The organism is Serratia sp. JSRIV004 (assembly GCF_019968705.1).
Taxonomy (GTDB): domain Bacteria; phylum Pseudomonadota; class Gammaproteobacteria; order Enterobacterales; family Enterobacteriaceae; genus Chania; species Chania fonticola_B.
This window is the reverse complement of sequence record NZ_CP074140.1, coordinates 1096116-1111517: the sequence shown is the minus strand read 5'-3', so window position 1 is coordinate 1111517 and position 15402 is coordinate 1096116. Positions and strand designations below refer to the sequence as shown.

The window sequence follows — 15402 nt, the reverse complement described above, 5'->3', positions numbered from 1 at the left end:
TGATTAATGGTGCTGATTATCTAATACCTGAGTGTTGCGTTCAAGTATTCACCGCATTTGTTGTATTTTCTTTACCTGTTTTCTCGGCCAATGCCTGCTGCTGCCTTTGTAAGGTGCGGGCTAAAATGGCGGAATACAATGGCTTACCGCCCAGGAACTGCGCCACCAGGGTCGCGCCGAGGCAGGTAATAATCATCGGCAAAATCAGCTGATAGTTATCGGTCATTTCCAATACCAGCACAATACCGGTTAACGGGGCACGCACGGTAGCGGCAAACAGCGCCCCCATGCCCGCAATAGCAAAGGTGCCAGCCTCAAGCCCATACTCTGGGAACAGATGAGCGCCAAAAAGACCAAAAGCGGTGCCTAGCAGCGTTCCCAGGGCGAGCATCGGTGCAAAAATACCGCCCGGTGCGCCTGAACCGAAGCAGAGCACCGTGGTGATCACCCGTGCGATAAAGATAAATAACAGCATGCCGACGCTGTAATTACCCGCCGCCGCGATCGGGATCAAGGCCGAACCGCCACCCGCGGCTGCTGGCTCGATCAGCCCAAGCACGCCACAAGCGCCCCCTAGCAGAGCACCAATCAGCAGGAACTTGCTCATCTTGCCACCATGAAAACGGGCAAACATATCCTGGGTACGAAACACCAGTGCGTTAAACATCACCCCCACCGCGCCAAACACCGTCCCCAGCACCAGGTACAACCACAGCGTATTGAGCGGTGCCGAAGCGAGTTTACCCACCTCGATCAGCGGACTTTCACCATTAAAAATGCGAAAGACAATGCTCGACATAATCACGCCGATAAACACCGCCTTGATGGAGATCAGGTTATAACGAAACTGCGGCCGCATCTCTTCGATCACGAACAAGATCCCCGCCAGAGGCGCGTTGAACGCGGCGGAGAGACCCGCTGCAGCACCGGTGGCCAGCATGGAGTGGCGCGCTTCCGCACTGCGCATACGGAAAATATCCAACACCATTCGCCCGGCATTGGCCCCCATCTGTACCGTCGGCCCTTCACGCCCTAGTACCATGCCTGCACCGAGCGTCCCCATACCACCGATAAATTTCACCGGGATCACCCGCCACCAGCGCACCGGGCGTAACTCTTCCAGTGCCCCTTCGATTTCTGGGATCCCTGACCCCCCCGCCTCTGGCGCAAAACGTTTGACCAGATAAAAGCCAAAAGCGGCCAGCATGGCTGACAATATAAACGCCAGCGGCCACACCAGGAACCAGGAGTTGGCAACGGAGGCCAGGCCCGACAGCCGCTGCTGCTGTACCCATTCCACCGCTTTATCAAAAGCGACGCCCAACAATCCCGCCAACGTCCCTACAACCGCCGCCATGATCAGGATGACAACCGGCGTTTTATCCTGGCGAATAAACTGACGGACCCTATAGTTGCGAGTCAGGCGCGCGCCTGAAGCCGCAGGAGGCTGTTGCTGTAATTCAGTCATAGTGGGTTCATTATTGAATTGAAAAATCAGACTAATAGCGATGTAAGCTATTCTAGCTCAGTCGTTGTCCTACCGCCCCCACAAAATCGGTATCGGTCCATGATCGTTTCATAACTGCGTACACTCCTCTAGAATAGCGCGGTCAAATCATTCAACAGCAAACCCAGGAGCCGGTTTATGAGCTTACACAGTAAGTCCGAAAGTCTGTACGCCCAGGCGCAACAGCTGATCCCAGGCGGAGTCAACTCCCCAGTGCGTGCATTCACCGGTGTAGGCGGTACCCCGCTGTTTATCGAACGTGCCGACGGTGCCTATCTGTTTGATGCCGATGGTAAAGCCTATATCGATTATGTCGGTTCCTGGGGCCCGATGGTGCTGGGCCATAACCATCCGGCGATCCGCAATGCGGTGATCGAGGCGGCACAGCGCGGCCTGAGCTTCGGCGCACCTACCGAGATGGAAGTGAAAATGGCCGAGCTGGTGACCAATCTGGTCCCAACTATGGATATGGTGCGTATGGTGAACTCCGGTACCGAAGCCACCATGAGCGCCATTCGTCTGGCTCGGGGTTACACCAACCGCGACAAGATCATCAAGTTTGAAGGCTGCTACCACGGCCACGCCGACTGCCTGTTGGTGAAAGCCGGTTCCGGCGCACTGACGCTGGGGCAGCCGAACTCACCGGGCGTGCCGGCAGACTTCGCCAAGCACACGCTGACCTGTACCTATAACGATCTCGACTCCGTGCGTACCGCATTCGAGCAGTACCCTTCAGAGATCGCCTGCATCATCGTTGAGCCAGTGGCGGGCAACATGAACTGCATTCCACCGCTGCCAGACTTCCTTCCGGGCCTGCGCGCCCTGTGCGACAAGTATGGTGCGCTGTTGATCATCGACGAAGTGATGACCGGTTTCCGCGTCGCGCTGGCCGGTGCTCAGTCTTATTACGATGTGGTACCAGATCTGACCTGCCTGGGCAAAATTATCGGTGGCGGTATGCCGGTGGGGGCCTTCGGTGGCCGCCGTGAAGTGATGGCCGCTCTGGCACCTACCGGGCCGGTGTATCAGGCTGGTACGCTGTCCGGCAACCCGATTGCCATGGCCGCCGGTTTCGCCTGCCTGACCGAGGTTTCCCAGGTTGGCATTCACCAGACCTTGACCGAACTGACCAACAAGCTGGCAGAAGGCCTGTTGGCGGCGGCCAAGGCAGAGAATATTCCGTTCGTGGTCAACCATGTAGGCGGCATGTTCGGGCTGTTCTTTACCGATGCGCCAACGGTCACCTGCTATCAAGACGTGATGGGTTGCGATGTCGAGCGCTTCAAGCGCTTCTTCCATCTGATGTTGGATGAGGGGGTTTATCTGGCCCCGTCGGCGTTCGAGGCTGGCTTTATGTCTGTCGCACACAGCGAGGAAGATATTCAGCGCACCGTCGATGCCGCGCGCCGCTGCTTCGCCAAGCTGTAATCTGCTGGCGGGCGCCACTCTGCGCCCGCCGTTATCTTCAGAGCAAGGTACCGTAAATCGTCAATATCGCCACGACGACCACCACAATCAGGGTCACTTTACGCGCTAACGTTACCGCGGCGCGCGGCGTCTGAACCGGGTCCATATGCGGTTCACGGGCCAGAGAGAACTGCGCCAAACGCGTCAATACCTGATACTGCGAAGTATGACGATCCCCCAGCGAAGCAAACCACGCGGGCAGCGCCCTTTCGCCATGTCCAATCAGCGCATACGCTACCCCTGCCAGACGAACCGGGATCCAGTCCAACACATGCAGCAGGAAGTCGATCCCCGTTTGCGAGCGTTGCAGCGGTGTATGATGCCGTGCCAGCCAGGTTTGGTAGGCCCGCAGAAAAGCATAGCCCGCCAGAGCGAGCGGCCCGTATGGCCCGCACACCGCAAACCAGAACAGCGGTGCCAAATAGTAGCGATAGTTAATCCACAACAGGGCATTTTGCAGTTCACGCAGGCGCTCTGCCTCGCTGCACTGCACCGGTAAACCGTGGATCAGCGCCAGCTCTTCCGCCATCTGATCGCTGGCGTGGGTATCGCCCTGCCGCGCGGCCTGCAAATAGGCCCGATAATGTTTGCGTGTGATCCCGGCCCCAACGCACAGCAGACCCATCACAATCCACAGCAGTAGCGCCACAACGCCGAAGAACAGGCCCTGGGCCAACCACAGAATGCCCCAGACGATAAACATCCAGACCAGGGTCATTGCCAACGTTTGTGCCAAAGAAAACCGATGCAGCCGCTGAAACACCACTTCTAAACGATGGTCCAACTGCCAATGCTCACCCAGTTTAAACAGGCGTTCCCACGCCAAAACCAGTAACAGCGTAAACAGCGTCATTAGCTAATCCTCTCCTTCTGTCTGTTCCCCAGCATAATGCTTGCGATGGGACGAGTGCCAGCAGCAGAGTAGCATGTTTCCGCGAAGTGAATTTAATGCATTGATAATAAATGGATTAGTTACCTGCGCCGCCACATCAAGCACTGTCCCCGGCACTCGCGGCCTGTTGATGTCAGTCAGTACAAAAAATCATCTTGACGGACACTATTTTCAGTTGCCCAAACGTAGTCCTAAAATAACGCGGTGAATGGCCTATATCCAGTATCTTATTAATACTGAATATAGGCCTGATTATCCTATGATGAAAACGTTATAGGTTAAAAAACACGTTCGTCACCATTGGCCTTCAATAATATTAAGGCTGCAACGCTTCCGTATATTCAGCCATGCTCACTCTAGTTGCTGAGTATTGGCAAGTATACACGGTATGAGGGTAATTCGAGCGATCACTGAATGGCTCTTTATACCTTACCACAGAGAAACCGTTGGAATCGGGAACGATCATTTCTGTGGCAGCTTGACTTGCCTGATAGTATTGCCCATCGGATAAATCCTTAAATGCGAACTGGTAGATAGTACTTCTCTGGAGCAACCCTTTATCATCGACATCACGCCGATCGTCGGTCATCCAACCGCCAGTTAGACGAACATAAGTGTTATCAATGGTATCGCCAGCCTCTGCTTTATACAGTCGATAGAGAACATTTAACGGTAGCTTTTTCATAGTAAATCCTCGTAATACACCTGTGGTGTAAGTTATAAGTTATTGCAAAATTCTATTGATGATTTTATTAACCCAGCAGAATACTGTCTGGATAAACAGTATGTCAAATAAGGGAAGGTTGAGATATTCAATGCGGTTGTGCTGTTGGTAGAACAACTTGCAGCATGGCTAAGGTGGCACGCCGTAGGGGCGCGGCATGTGTTAAGGTCAGATGTGGACGTAAAATTGTGGCACATTCAGTCCCCTCTCCCTGTGGGAGTGTACAGACCGGGGACATGGTAGACAGGTGTTCAAGGACATGGTGAACACTTTTTAACATCCTTTACCCATGATGATCGACCTATTTCTCAGGTCGATCATCCCCACTTTCGTGCTGTACCACCATATCTCGTAGTAGCCCTCTCTCTCACTTTCCTTCAGCCCGACATATTCACCGATAAAGGCCTTGCCCACTTTCAGACCCATCCCTTTCAGGCTCAGTTTTCCACTGACATCCACTTTCCTGACCAGGACCCCCTCGTCATACTCGGCTGCCGCCGGATTGCCATTGTACTGTCGCGATGAAGGCTGATAACGGGACGCTGGCACCGCCATTGACAGGGCTTCGTGTGGGCGTTCCAGGTTGTAGGTATCTCGCCAGGCGTCGAACACCTCCTGCAACTGCGCGGCATGGGTAAACCACCGTCCCTGCAGGAGCTCTGCCTTCAGGCTGCGGTGGAAGCGCTCCAGCTTACCCTGAGTCTGAGGATGATAAGGCCGAGAGTGACCCACCCGGATACCCTGACGCATCAGCCACAGTTCCAGCGCGGTCCAACTGCCCGTCGTGTCGCCCCAGGGGGCACCATTATCCATGGTCATTCTCTCCGGCAAGCCATAACGTTCGAACACCGCTATCAACTGTGACTGCACGGTGACACGTCGCTCGTCCGGGCAGTGCGCCAGACAGAGCGAGAAGCGCGAATGGTCATCCAGCAAGGTCAGCGGATGACAACGCCCTTCGGCGAAGGGGAAGTGGCCTTTAAAGTCCATCTGCCAGAGTCGGTTCGGGGCGTCATGTTCAAAGCGTCCGACGGTGGGCGCCGGTGACGGACCGCCCGGTAGCAGGTCATGGCGGCGCATGAGGTTATGCACGGTGCTGGCGGCCGGTAACGTATGCCCCTGCATCTCGAGCCACCGCTTGAGCTTGCGTGCGCCCCACATCGGATGGGCCAGGTGTGCAGCGCGGAGATGTTGGACAACGGTGTCAGAGGTTCTGCTGGGGGAATGGTGTGGCGCTCGAGAACGTTCGTTCAGACCGGCGCGCCCATCAGAGTGCCAGCGATGTAACCACTTGTATGCGGTAGCAGGCGCTATGCCGAACTGACGGCATAGCGCACGGATATTAGCGCCTTCTTGCGAGGCGAAAAGCACAAACTCGGTACGTAATGACATGGCAGATCTCTCATCCCACGGCATAAGCAACTCCACTCAGAAGTACTCATACCTATGTTGTAAGTGTCTACCATGTCCCCGAACAAGTGTTCATGATGTCCCCGGTCTGTACAGGGAGAGGGTTAGGGTGAGGGGGATTACAGCATCACTAACCTATTGATATTACGTAGAACTCGCGACTGGCACGGGGCTGTAAAACAGAGTAGCATGTGCACTCACCGCTTATAGCCCATTTCCGGAGTTTGCCATGCCGACCCGTCGCTACAGTGCCGACAGCCGCCGTACCGCGCTTCTCGAACGTATTGCCAATGATGTCCCTGCCACCGTCGCCCAGGCGCTGAGCGAAGATCTGGGGGGCACCGTGGATGCCGAGCGCGATATCACCGCACAACTGCTACCCGCAGATAAGCAGGCCAATGCCACGGTGATCACCCGTGAACCCGGCGTTTTCTGTGGCCGCCGCTGGTTGGAAGAGGTGTTTATCCAACTGGGTGGACAGGTGAAGATCGAGTGGTTGGTGGAAGATGGCGATAAACTGGCACCCAACCAGCCGCTATGCCGCCTGAGCGGCCCAGCGCGTATACTGCTGACGGGCGAACGTACCGCGCTGAACTTTGTTCAAACGCTGTCCGGCGTAGCCACGGCGGTAAGCCGCTATGTAGCGTTGCTGCAAGGCACACAAACCCGGCTGCTGGACACCCGCAAGACACTGCCTGGCCTACGCACCGCGCTGAAATACGCCGTGCTGTGCGGCGGTGGCAGCAATCACCGTCTCGGCCTCTCGGATGCTTTCCTGATCAAGGAAAACCACATCATTGCTTCTGGCTCGATCAAAAACGCGGTAGAGAAAGCCTTCTGGCTGCATGCCGACGTGCCGGTAGAAGTGGAGGTCGAATCGTTGGATGAGCTGCAACAGGCGCTGGATGCCGGTGCCGATATTGTGATGCTGGATAATTTCAGCGTCGAGATGATGCGTGATGCCGTTGCCCTGGCCCAGGGACGCACGCAGTTGGAAGTTTCCGGCAACGTCACCGATCAAACCCTGCGCGAGTTTGCCGAAACCGGGGTGGATTATATCTCTGTCGGGGCGCTGACCAAACACGTTACCGCGCTCGATCTGTCAATGCGTTTTAACTGAGCCTGTTATTGGCAACGCCTCTTCCTGGGGCGTTGTACCTTATGTGAGAGCCACTCACACTGCATCTCCCTATCTACCAATGCGGATTCAAGCGAACACGTTGATAAGCTCAGCAATAGTACCAAAGGCTTGGGGTCAGTTCCCCGACCATCTGGACTCCGTCATGGGGCAGCCAACTGTCGGTAAAGACGCGTTGTATCGCGATAAGCTGGGCATAGTGGCGGATCCCCAGCTTGTGCATGGCTATGCCCTTCTGTGTGGAGATGGTTTTGATACTGCGCCTCGTCAGCGCGGCAATTTCAGCGGGAGTCATGCCCTGTATCAGGTACTCGACCACCTGCCGCTCTCCCATAGACAACGTTTCCTCATCACACCCCGGTAAAGTGCAGCCAGCCCGGCTATCCTCACCCAACAGAATCTGACGTAAATGCGTATGCCACAAGACTAACGGTTGTCCCAGATCCACGATATGTCTCACCCCCAGACGGCGCAACCGAGTCACCAGATAAGGAATGGGGTCATCCAGAATAGCCATCAGCGCAACGCCGGGAAAAGAGATCCGCACCTGCTGAATAAAGCGCAAGGCTGACAATAAGTCTGCCTGTTGCCCAACGTGCAATGACATAACCAGCACATCCACCGGCTGTTCATCCAGATACCATTGCGCTTCAGCGGCTTTCTGGCAGTGCCAGACCCGCGATAGCGAGTGGGTATTGAGCAACGGCCAGATCCCAGCCTGAAAGAAACGGCACGGTGAAACGACTGCCACCCGGTACCGCTTCTGGCTAATCATGTCGCGACATACCAGGGGGAATTCGGCGTGTTGTAGGGCGCATCGGTGACCTGACTGCGTAAATGCTGGAACAGTTCCGCATCATTGCGAACCCCCAACTTGCGCATGCTATTGCACTTATGTGCGCTGATGGTTTTGACACTGCGATGCAGTAAATCAGCCACGTCAGAAACGCTCATTCCTTGCTGCAAGTACTCCAGTACCTTATGTTCCGCCTGCGTCAACACCACCAAGCTGTCCTGCACTTGCGCAGGAGTGGCACTGTGCAGCAGGTACATGGCCATACTGGGGCTACAAACCTTGGCACCGGTCAGCGCCTGTGCCATATCACGGCGAGTCTGCTCCTGCGACTCCTGGCGGGCAAGCAGGCTGATGTGCGGCCGGAGATTCAATCGCGTCAACAACGCAATGTCCCGGCAATAGGTGCACACCACAATACGCAGCGCGGGCGCACGTTCAGAGAGCATCAGCAACTGTTGCGTGTCGCGGGCAATCTCCTGCGGCGAGCCACTGAGCACCACCGCCAACAGGTCAATCTGTGGCGGCGCCCATTGCGCCAGCAATTGCTCAAGCGAAGAGACCATCACCACCAGATGCATAGGGGGATCAAGGTTCTGAATAAAATGTGCCATCCCTGCCTGAAGCAAGGGGATAGGGGCAACAACGGCTAATTTGACAACCGATAAAGGCGTATTCATGAGCGACTCCTAGATCAGTAATCCATTACGCGCCAGATAATCTCCACGGGTATAGAGATCGCTATCACTATGGAAACCGAGCTTAATCATGGCACGGCGTTTATGGGTGCTGATGGTGCGTACATCCCGAGCTAGCACCCGCGCCGTGTCGGTCACGGTTCTGCCAGCAAACAGGCACTCCAGTACGTCCATCTCACGTCCGGTTAGCGATAATGACGGCGCGCCATTGCCAATCAGGTTCACCGCCGACGGGCTAAGACTGGACAACCCCGCCATCGCGCAGAGAACGCCTTGTGTCAGTGATGACAGGGGATCCTGTTTAAGGTAGATACCGCTGACCCTCAACGTTCTCAACTGTGCAAGCAGGTGCGGTTCCTGCAAAGAGGTGGCGACGATAAGCGGCACCCGTGCCCAGTACTGGCGTAAATGGCTAATCATTCGCAGCCCCTCCAATACCGACTCACCTTCGCCACACAGTTCGGTGATCACCACATCCACCTTGCCTTGCTGCATCGCCACTGGCAGATCGCACACCTTTTCTACGTGCACACAATCCATGATCTGAAACTGTGGTGGCTGGAATGCAGAGCAGATCCCGGCACGCGTTATCGGGCAAGCATCCATGAGCAATACCCGGTCGATGCGGCATGCCGTCTGCATTTTCGGTAGGGGTGTGTTGTTCCATACGGTTGATGTCATCATGATAATAGTTCCGTTATTAATGACTCAGCTTGTCCTGATAGGTGCTGGCACCCAAAATAGACTCGGGTGCCGATGTTAAAGCTTGCTACGCCAATACACACAGCGGCCAGGGAAACCAACGCCGGCCGTCTAAACTTGACCGTGTTTTACCCGCCGCGATAACTGACTTGGCTCATCAGTTATAGGAAAAGTCGACTGACATTACCGAAGCAATATTACCCGGCGTAACCACCCCTTTAGCATAAGCACTGGCTCTCAATGCGAATGTTGCCGTGTTTCCTACCACTGTCGTTTCCATGGTAGACCCCGGGTTTTGCAAGGTATACGGGGACACATCTTGCGCCACTTCTACCGCCACGTTATCTGCCATCCCCGTACCGCTAGTCGTCGCGTAACGCCCGCCAGCCTCGGTATCCGCCGTACCGCTAAACGAGGCGGTAACCTTGGTGGTTGCAGTTGGACAGTCCTTCAATATCAGCTTGAATGGCTTCGCCGTGGAGGTGTTTCCTGCCGTCGCCAGGTCCTTCGCCTGACTGGTCCCCAGATCAACGTTCAAGTCTGAGTTGGTGGTATCTACCGTGCAGGGAGAAGCGACCACAACGCCGGTAATATTAACTTGAGTTGGAGCTGCCACTGCCTGATTAACACCGGTCCCCAAAACCAATAAGGCCAGCAGCGTACGTTGAGTTTGTTTTTTCATGAGGTTTCCTTACTGTTCCCGTCTGTATTCAGGCAGGGAATTCCTGCCTGATTTCCTTGAGTTAAAAAAACTTAATTAATTTCTGCATTAATGGTGGCCACGGCATTAAACTGCCCTATCGCCGGGGGATTGCCAGTCACGTTCATCGGTGCCAGACTCATAGAGCTGGTGCCAGTTTGTGATGAATAGTCGAAGGTGACAGGCAGATTTCCATTGACCGGCGGCACGATATTACCGTTCGCGTCACGTACCCGAACCCCGATATCATTATTGTCCGTCTTCAATGCGGTTGGGTCCCCCCCCGATGGCTCACCACTAAAGGATAAGCTGACGACAACACCGTTAGAAATATTGTTACAGGCCAGCGTCATATCAACGACTTTGGGGGTAAACCCCTTGGCAATTTCACCGGGATCCTTGATGTCATTTGACATGATATTGCCAAACTTGACATTAATGACCTGCCCGGCATTAATTTCACAAGATTGTGGTACCGTTACCGATCCGCTCATATAGACAGACGACATCGGCATCCCGCCATAGGATCCACTGACTTTTGAGCCATAAAGGTCCAGGATCTTAGTGCTTGGGATGACGACCTGCCCCACAAATGGCCGGGTAAAGTATAAAGACACATAGCCATTAGCACCGGATATCCAGTTCGTTACACCCGAACAGGCGCTGACAAATTTATTGCCCTCGTCGTTGAATGGGGTGGCTACGTGTTCCCTCCTTTCCCCTCCAATCCATAATTCAGTAGCCACTTCCAGATATTTATTTAATGAATAAAAATGTAATCCATCAAAGTCCCGCGTAGCTGTCAGATTGCCCGGTACCACTGCCTTATAGTAGGTTATGGCCGGGGTGGTACAATCACAGTTGGCAGCGTAATTCGCCGCTAAATTCCACTGGTAGGTTCGATTAAAATACATGCCAGCCTTGTTGTCCGCTGGATTGTCGTACTGTTTGACAAAGGGGAAGTTATATATCTGCGTGCCGCGTACAGTGGTACACCACCCGGTTGCCGCAAAGCTTGATACGGAAGACAGGCACAGCAGGCCGCCCAATGTTAATTTAACTAACCTGATTAACTTCATCATCGTTCCTTACCGGCACTGCGCATTCAGCATCTGAATGCCAGCACTTTCCGTTGTCTGTTTTGTCAGTGAGTAACTCACCTGACACTGTTGGTCTGAACCGCTGCCCCACTTCACATTCAGGCTGCCGCTGTCTGCCATCCCGGTCAGATAAACCTGGCCACCGTCCCCGACGATAAAGCCCTGTGCCGTTTTCTGTGCCGGATCGCTCACCGTGGCACCGAACGGTACCGGTGCGCCGCCCTGGCGTAACAGAGTCATCAGTATTCGCTGGCCCACGTTGGCCTGGAAGTTGGCTCGAACTACAGCACCACGGGTTGGCACCACGTTCTGAGAGGTCAACTCCACCTCAACGTCATCCGCCAAAGTCTCGGTATTCAACTGCACCTGATTCTTGCGATAAGGACTGACGTACGGCACGATGGCATAACCACGCCAGTCGGTTTTAACCCCGGTCTGGTTGTTAACCCCCGTGCCACCAGCTCCTGGCGCTTTCACCAGCGCAATGGTTTCCCCCAACGGCTGGCCGAAGGTCACCCCGTCCTGGTGCGCTATAATGCCGCCCTGCAGGCCGTAGTTCAGTCGTTGATTGTTGCGATCGTAGGCATAGCCCGCCAACACTTCCCCATAGGTACCGCGATAGTCGGCATTCAGGTTGCCGCCGTTGCCGATGCCTTTGTTGCCATAGCTTTGCTGTACGCCCCAACTCAGGTTGTTGTCCGCTAACGCCGTACCGTTCAGACCGACGGAGTTGTTGGTGGACCCCTTCTGGCTGGTGTTCAGGTTGTAGCTGGCATAAGTCCTGCTCAACCAACGATCCAGCGGCATGCTGACGTTAAGCGCAAAGATCTGATCGCGGTCATAAATGGCGCCACTGCTGTTGCCACTGGCCGTCGAGTTTTCGTTATAGCTGTAGCTCAACCCGTAGCTGATACCGTTCCAGCTGTTGTTATAGCCGACACCAATCGAGCGTAAGGTACGATCGCTGTTCCAGTAATCTTCGCTGACCCAGTTTAATGACAGGGTTCCCGCCGCATCTCCCAGGTTCTGGCTGATGGTCAACTCGCTGCGGTTGCGCTTGCGGTCGGTGAGCCGGTAACTACTACCGTCACGGTAGGTGTCCAATACTTCCTGCAAACTGTAGTAGCCCGCCGTTGAGTAACGGTATCCGGCAATCGAGAAGTTGGTCCCCGTCTGTACCAGGTTCTTGCTGTAACGAACTCGCCATGATTGGCCATCGGTCTTAGGTTGGTCTTGCATCGTAGACCATGCCTGGGTCACGTCTGCCGATATGGCACCGATGTCACCCATGTTCTTGCCCAGCCCCAAGGCCACAGACTGGTACTTACTGGCAAACTGGCCACCGCCGTAGGCGGTAAAGCCATTGGGTAAACCATAAATCGCTGTACCCTGGCTAAACAGGGTCTTGTCTATGCTGTTGTCATAAGAACGGTACTGCCCGCTGGTGAGCGAGTACTTCAAACGACCTTGACGCTGCAGCACGGGCAGCGAGGCAAACGGCACTACCATCTGCTGTTGGCTACCGTCGGCTTCCTTAATGGTCACCAGCAGGTCGCCGCTGCCCCCGGTAGGGAACATATCGTTGATTTCAAACGCACCTGGCGCCACGTAGGTCTGGTAAATCACATAACCGTTCTGGCGGATAGTCACCTGCGCATTGGTTCGTGCAATACCCCGTACCATTGGCGCATAGCCCTTCAGGCTGTCCGGTATCATTTCGTCGTCAGAGGCCAACTGCCCACCACGGAACGGTACGCTGTCGAACACGTCCGAAGGCGAACTGCTATCCCCCAGCGTCATCTGACTTTTCAGCGCGATAATGTCACGCTGGGCATAGGTATAGATGGTGTCCCATTTATCCTGGCCGTCACTGCTTCGGCTCCAGGTCGTGTAGTTACGCAACCGCCACGCCCCGAGGTTGACACCCGGCCGCAGGTTGACGAACTGGCTGTTGCTGTCTTGGTTATTCCCATTGCGTGCATAAGTGTTGGCTCCGCTCATGCTGTAGTTGAGCAGCAATGCCGGGATACCTTGATCCCATTGGCTTTCAGGAACGTAACCACGCGCTTTCTGTGAGAGGGCTGCCTGAGGAATACTGATCAGTAATTGCTGTTCGCTGAAACGGAACTTGGCGCTGGCCTGGGGAATGGCACTGATGTTGGCGCATTGTGACTTGACATCACCGAGCCCTGGGAATAAATCGGTTTTCACCCCCAAGGCATTAAGTTGCTCTACGCTCAGACAAGGTTGCAGATGCTCTTTGCCATCATCCCCTTTTTGCATACTGAACGTCACATCTCGTGTGTCCTGCTGTTCGTTATTGAGATAGATATCGACCCGATAGGTGCCCGGTGCCTGACCTATGCCTTCTTCAAAAACCGTTAAATCTGTTGCGCCCTGGTTTGGGTTATCCATTTGCAGCAGTGCAGGGTTAAAATAGTCACGCGCCTGTACGCTAAAAGATAGGGTTCCCATCAATGCCAGCTGGGTAGCGATCAAATACGCCAACCGGCTGACGCGCGGCGAGTGCCCGGCCTGGCTTTTATAATTATTCATCCGTTTGACTCCATTGCCTACAGGGTGAAACTACCCCTGTGTCCTGTGCCCCACAGCCTGTGGGGATCCCTGCTCTCTGAAGGCTATAACGACGCGAGTTGCTCTTTGCTTACCGCCCCGTAATCATTGATAATTTTCCAACTGAGCGGGCCGCCGCTCACTCCGGTTGGCAGTGCAAAGCTTGCCGTACTCATCGGAGCCACATAGGTCACATCGCTCAATTTCTTGCCTGCAACCTTGACCTCATAGAAGTTCATATAAAACGGCGTCGGGTTGTTCACCTGCAGGTGATTACCACTGCGTTGCCAGGTCAGTTTCTCTGTGACTTGCTCCGGCGTGCCTTTGATGCCCTCCGGGCGGTAAATCAGCTTGATGCGCGTCTTCACTGCAATTTGCAGCGTATTGCGGACTTCAGCTTTGCTGGCTGCGGGGATGGACTTGATGTTCATCCAATACAACGATTCTTTATCTGAGGGCAGATTGCCCCCGGCACGCACCACGCGCAGGACGTTTTTCTGGTCGCCATCCAGGCGGAACAGCGGCGGGGTCACCACAAAGGGGGCTTTCTCAGCGCCACCTGCGGTGGTCTCTACCCAGGTCTGGATGAGGTACGGCCCCTTGTCCGGGTTACTGACGCTCAGTGAAGACTCCTTTTTACCGCCTTCATAAATCAGGCGCGTACCGCCCACAACCACACCGGCCTGAGCAGCACAGCTCATCATCAGCAAGCTCGTCAGCACCGTGGCAGGAATAAATTTCATACAAACACCCCGTGAAATGAGACATAAAGGCCAGCTCAACTACCGCCGGCCTGAAATCAGAACAACTAATCTCTACGTCGAATTGGTAAAGTCTTAGTTGTAGTTAAGGGTGAAGCTAGCGGTGGAGTTCGCAACACCAGAAGTGATGGTGGCGGAGGTAGAGATATAGCGTGCAACGAAGTTCAGATCGTTGTTACCCACAACCAGTGGATATGATTTAGATGCGGTAAACAATGGAACCACAGCGTTAGCGTCATCGCTCAGCTGAATACCAACACCCGTTGCGCCACCAGCAGTCAGTGCCAGAACGGTGTTGTCACCAGATACAGCGATACCGTCAAATTTGACTGAAGCTTGAGTTGCCGCAGCCGGGCAACCTGTCAATTTGATGGTGAAATTGGTTGCAGAAGATTTAACACCCGCAGTCGGAACGCCGCCCACGTTGAAGGAAGTGGTAGCGACTTCACCCAGATTCACCTGCAGTGGGCTGCTTGGGTTGTTAGTCACAACACAAGCGTCATCGGTGATTTTACCAACGAAATCGACTTGACCATCAGCAGCGGCAGCAGCGGTAACGGCAAACACAGAGGAGGCCAATACGGCAACAGCAATCAGATTCTTTTTCATACAACACTTTCCTTTAATGTAATGCACCCATGTGCATAGCAAAATTATTTGACATAGCCTTATGTCGTTCCCTGTTTATTTAGCTCCAAGCGAGAACCTCTCCCGTTAAATAACCCATCAAGCCGTTAAGCCTTATCGCACCGACGAGTCATTTTGAACTAAAGTGTACCGTCCAATTATTTATGCTAAATATCACACTTAAACAGCATTAAATTCCAATGGGTGATCAATTAATAAACAATAGTAAAAAATTAAAGCTATGCTTGGTATCGAGGGGGGATTTTATAGAACCATCAGAAGTGGGCTTGAACAGCCACTATTGGGGAA

General features: G+C 54.3%; 14 protein-coding genes. 2 read left to right on the top strand and 12 right to left on the bottom strand.

Going from position 1 to position 15402, the window contains the following annotated elements; translation table 11 throughout:
• Nucleotides 1-40 precede the first annotated feature (40 nt).
• Nucleotides 41-1468 (bottom strand): H(+)/Cl(-) exchange transporter ClcA, encoded by a 1428-nt coding sequence (gene clcA / locus KGP21_RS05240; protein ID WP_115159087.1) that lies wholly within the window; start codon nucleotides 1466-1468, stop codon nucleotides 41-43.
• 177 nt (nucleotides 1469-1645) lie between these two features.
• On the opposite strand from clcA, the gene hemL reads away from it, so the two are divergent.
• A complete protein-coding gene (gene hemL, locus KGP21_RS05235) occupies nucleotides 1646-2935 on the top strand; it encodes a glutamate-1-semialdehyde 2,1-aminomutase (protein ID WP_071682213.1) in 1290 nt (429 codons plus the stop codon).
• A gap of 37 nt (nucleotides 2936-2972) precedes the next feature.
• Here hemL and ampE read toward each other — a convergent pair whose 3' ends face one another.
• From ampE to KGP21_RS05220, 3 genes are all read right to left on the bottom strand, one after another.
• The gene (gene ampE / locus KGP21_RS05230) at nucleotides 2973-3827 is read right to left on the bottom strand and encodes a beta-lactamase regulator AmpE (RefSeq protein WP_059199766.1); all 855 of its coding nucleotides are present in this window, start codon (nucleotides 3825-3827) and stop codon (nucleotides 2973-2975) included.
• Between the two features lie 355 nt (nucleotides 3828-4182).
• Nucleotides 4183-4551 carry a hypothetical protein gene (locus KGP21_RS05225; RefSeq protein ID WP_223498886.1) on the bottom strand — a complete coding sequence of 123 codons (369 nt, stop codon included), beginning with the start codon at nucleotides 4549-4551 and terminating at the stop codon, nucleotides 4183-4185.
• A gap of 312 nt (nucleotides 4552-4863) precedes the next feature.
• On the bottom strand, nucleotides 4864-6018 hold the full coding sequence (locus tag KGP21_RS05220) for an IS481 family transposase (protein WP_371822648.1): 1155 nt from the start codon (nucleotides 6016-6018) through the stop codon (nucleotides 4864-4866).
• Between the two features lie 211 nt (nucleotides 6019-6229).
• Here KGP21_RS05220 and nadC point away from each other — a divergent pair, with 211 nt between their 5' ends.
• Entirely contained in the window at nucleotides 6230-7120 is an 891-nt protein-coding gene (gene nadC, locus KGP21_RS05215) for a carboxylating nicotinate-nucleotide diphosphorylase (protein WP_115159084.1), read from the top strand.
• Nucleotides 7121-7229: 109 nt separating this feature from the next.
• Here the strand turns inward: nadC and KGP21_RS05210 are convergent, their stop codons facing one another.
• The 8 genes from KGP21_RS05210 to KGP21_RS05175 form a co-directional block, all read right to left on the bottom strand.
• On the bottom strand, nucleotides 7230-7889 hold the full coding sequence (locus KGP21_RS05210; RefSeq protein ID WP_166734100.1) for a helix-turn-helix transcriptional regulator: 660 nt from the start codon (nucleotides 7887-7889) through the stop codon (nucleotides 7230-7232).
• 20 nt (nucleotides 7890-7909) lie between these two features.
• On the bottom strand, nucleotides 7910-8611 hold the full coding sequence (locus tag KGP21_RS05205; RefSeq protein ID WP_059199762.1) for a response regulator transcription factor: 702 nt from the start codon (nucleotides 8609-8611) through the stop codon (nucleotides 7910-7912).
• Between the two features lie 9 nt (nucleotides 8612-8620).
• The gene (locus tag KGP21_RS05200) at nucleotides 8621-9313 is read right to left on the bottom strand and encodes a response regulator transcription factor (protein ID WP_080661042.1); all 693 of its coding nucleotides are present in this window, start codon (nucleotides 9311-9313) and stop codon (nucleotides 8621-8623) included.
• Nucleotides 9314-9488: 175 nt separating this feature from the next.
• Complete coding sequence (locus tag KGP21_RS05195; RefSeq protein WP_223537436.1) at nucleotides 9489-10013, bottom strand: fimbrial protein; 525 nt, start codon at nucleotides 10011-10013, stop codon at nucleotides 9489-9491.
• A gap of 71 nt (nucleotides 10014-10084) precedes the next feature.
• Nucleotides 10085-11113 (bottom strand): fimbrial protein, encoded by a 1029-nt coding sequence (locus KGP21_RS05190; protein WP_223537435.1) that lies wholly within the window; start codon nucleotides 11111-11113, stop codon nucleotides 10085-10087.
• Between the two features lie 6 nt (nucleotides 11114-11119).
• A complete protein-coding gene (locus KGP21_RS05185) occupies nucleotides 11120-13687 on the bottom strand; it encodes a fimbria/pilus outer membrane usher protein (RefSeq protein ID WP_094982137.1) in 2568 nt (855 codons plus the stop codon).
• 83 nt (nucleotides 13688-13770) lie between these two features.
• Nucleotides 13771-14448, bottom strand: a complete 678-nt coding sequence (locus KGP21_RS05180) for a molecular chaperone (RefSeq protein WP_021179357.1) — start codon at nucleotides 14446-14448, stop codon at nucleotides 13771-13773.
• A gap of 93 nt (nucleotides 14449-14541) precedes the next feature.
• On the bottom strand, nucleotides 14542-15075 hold the full coding sequence (locus KGP21_RS05175) for a fimbrial protein (RefSeq protein WP_059199759.1): 534 nt from the start codon (nucleotides 15073-15075) through the stop codon (nucleotides 14542-14544).
• Nucleotides 15076-15402 lie beyond the last annotated feature (327 nt).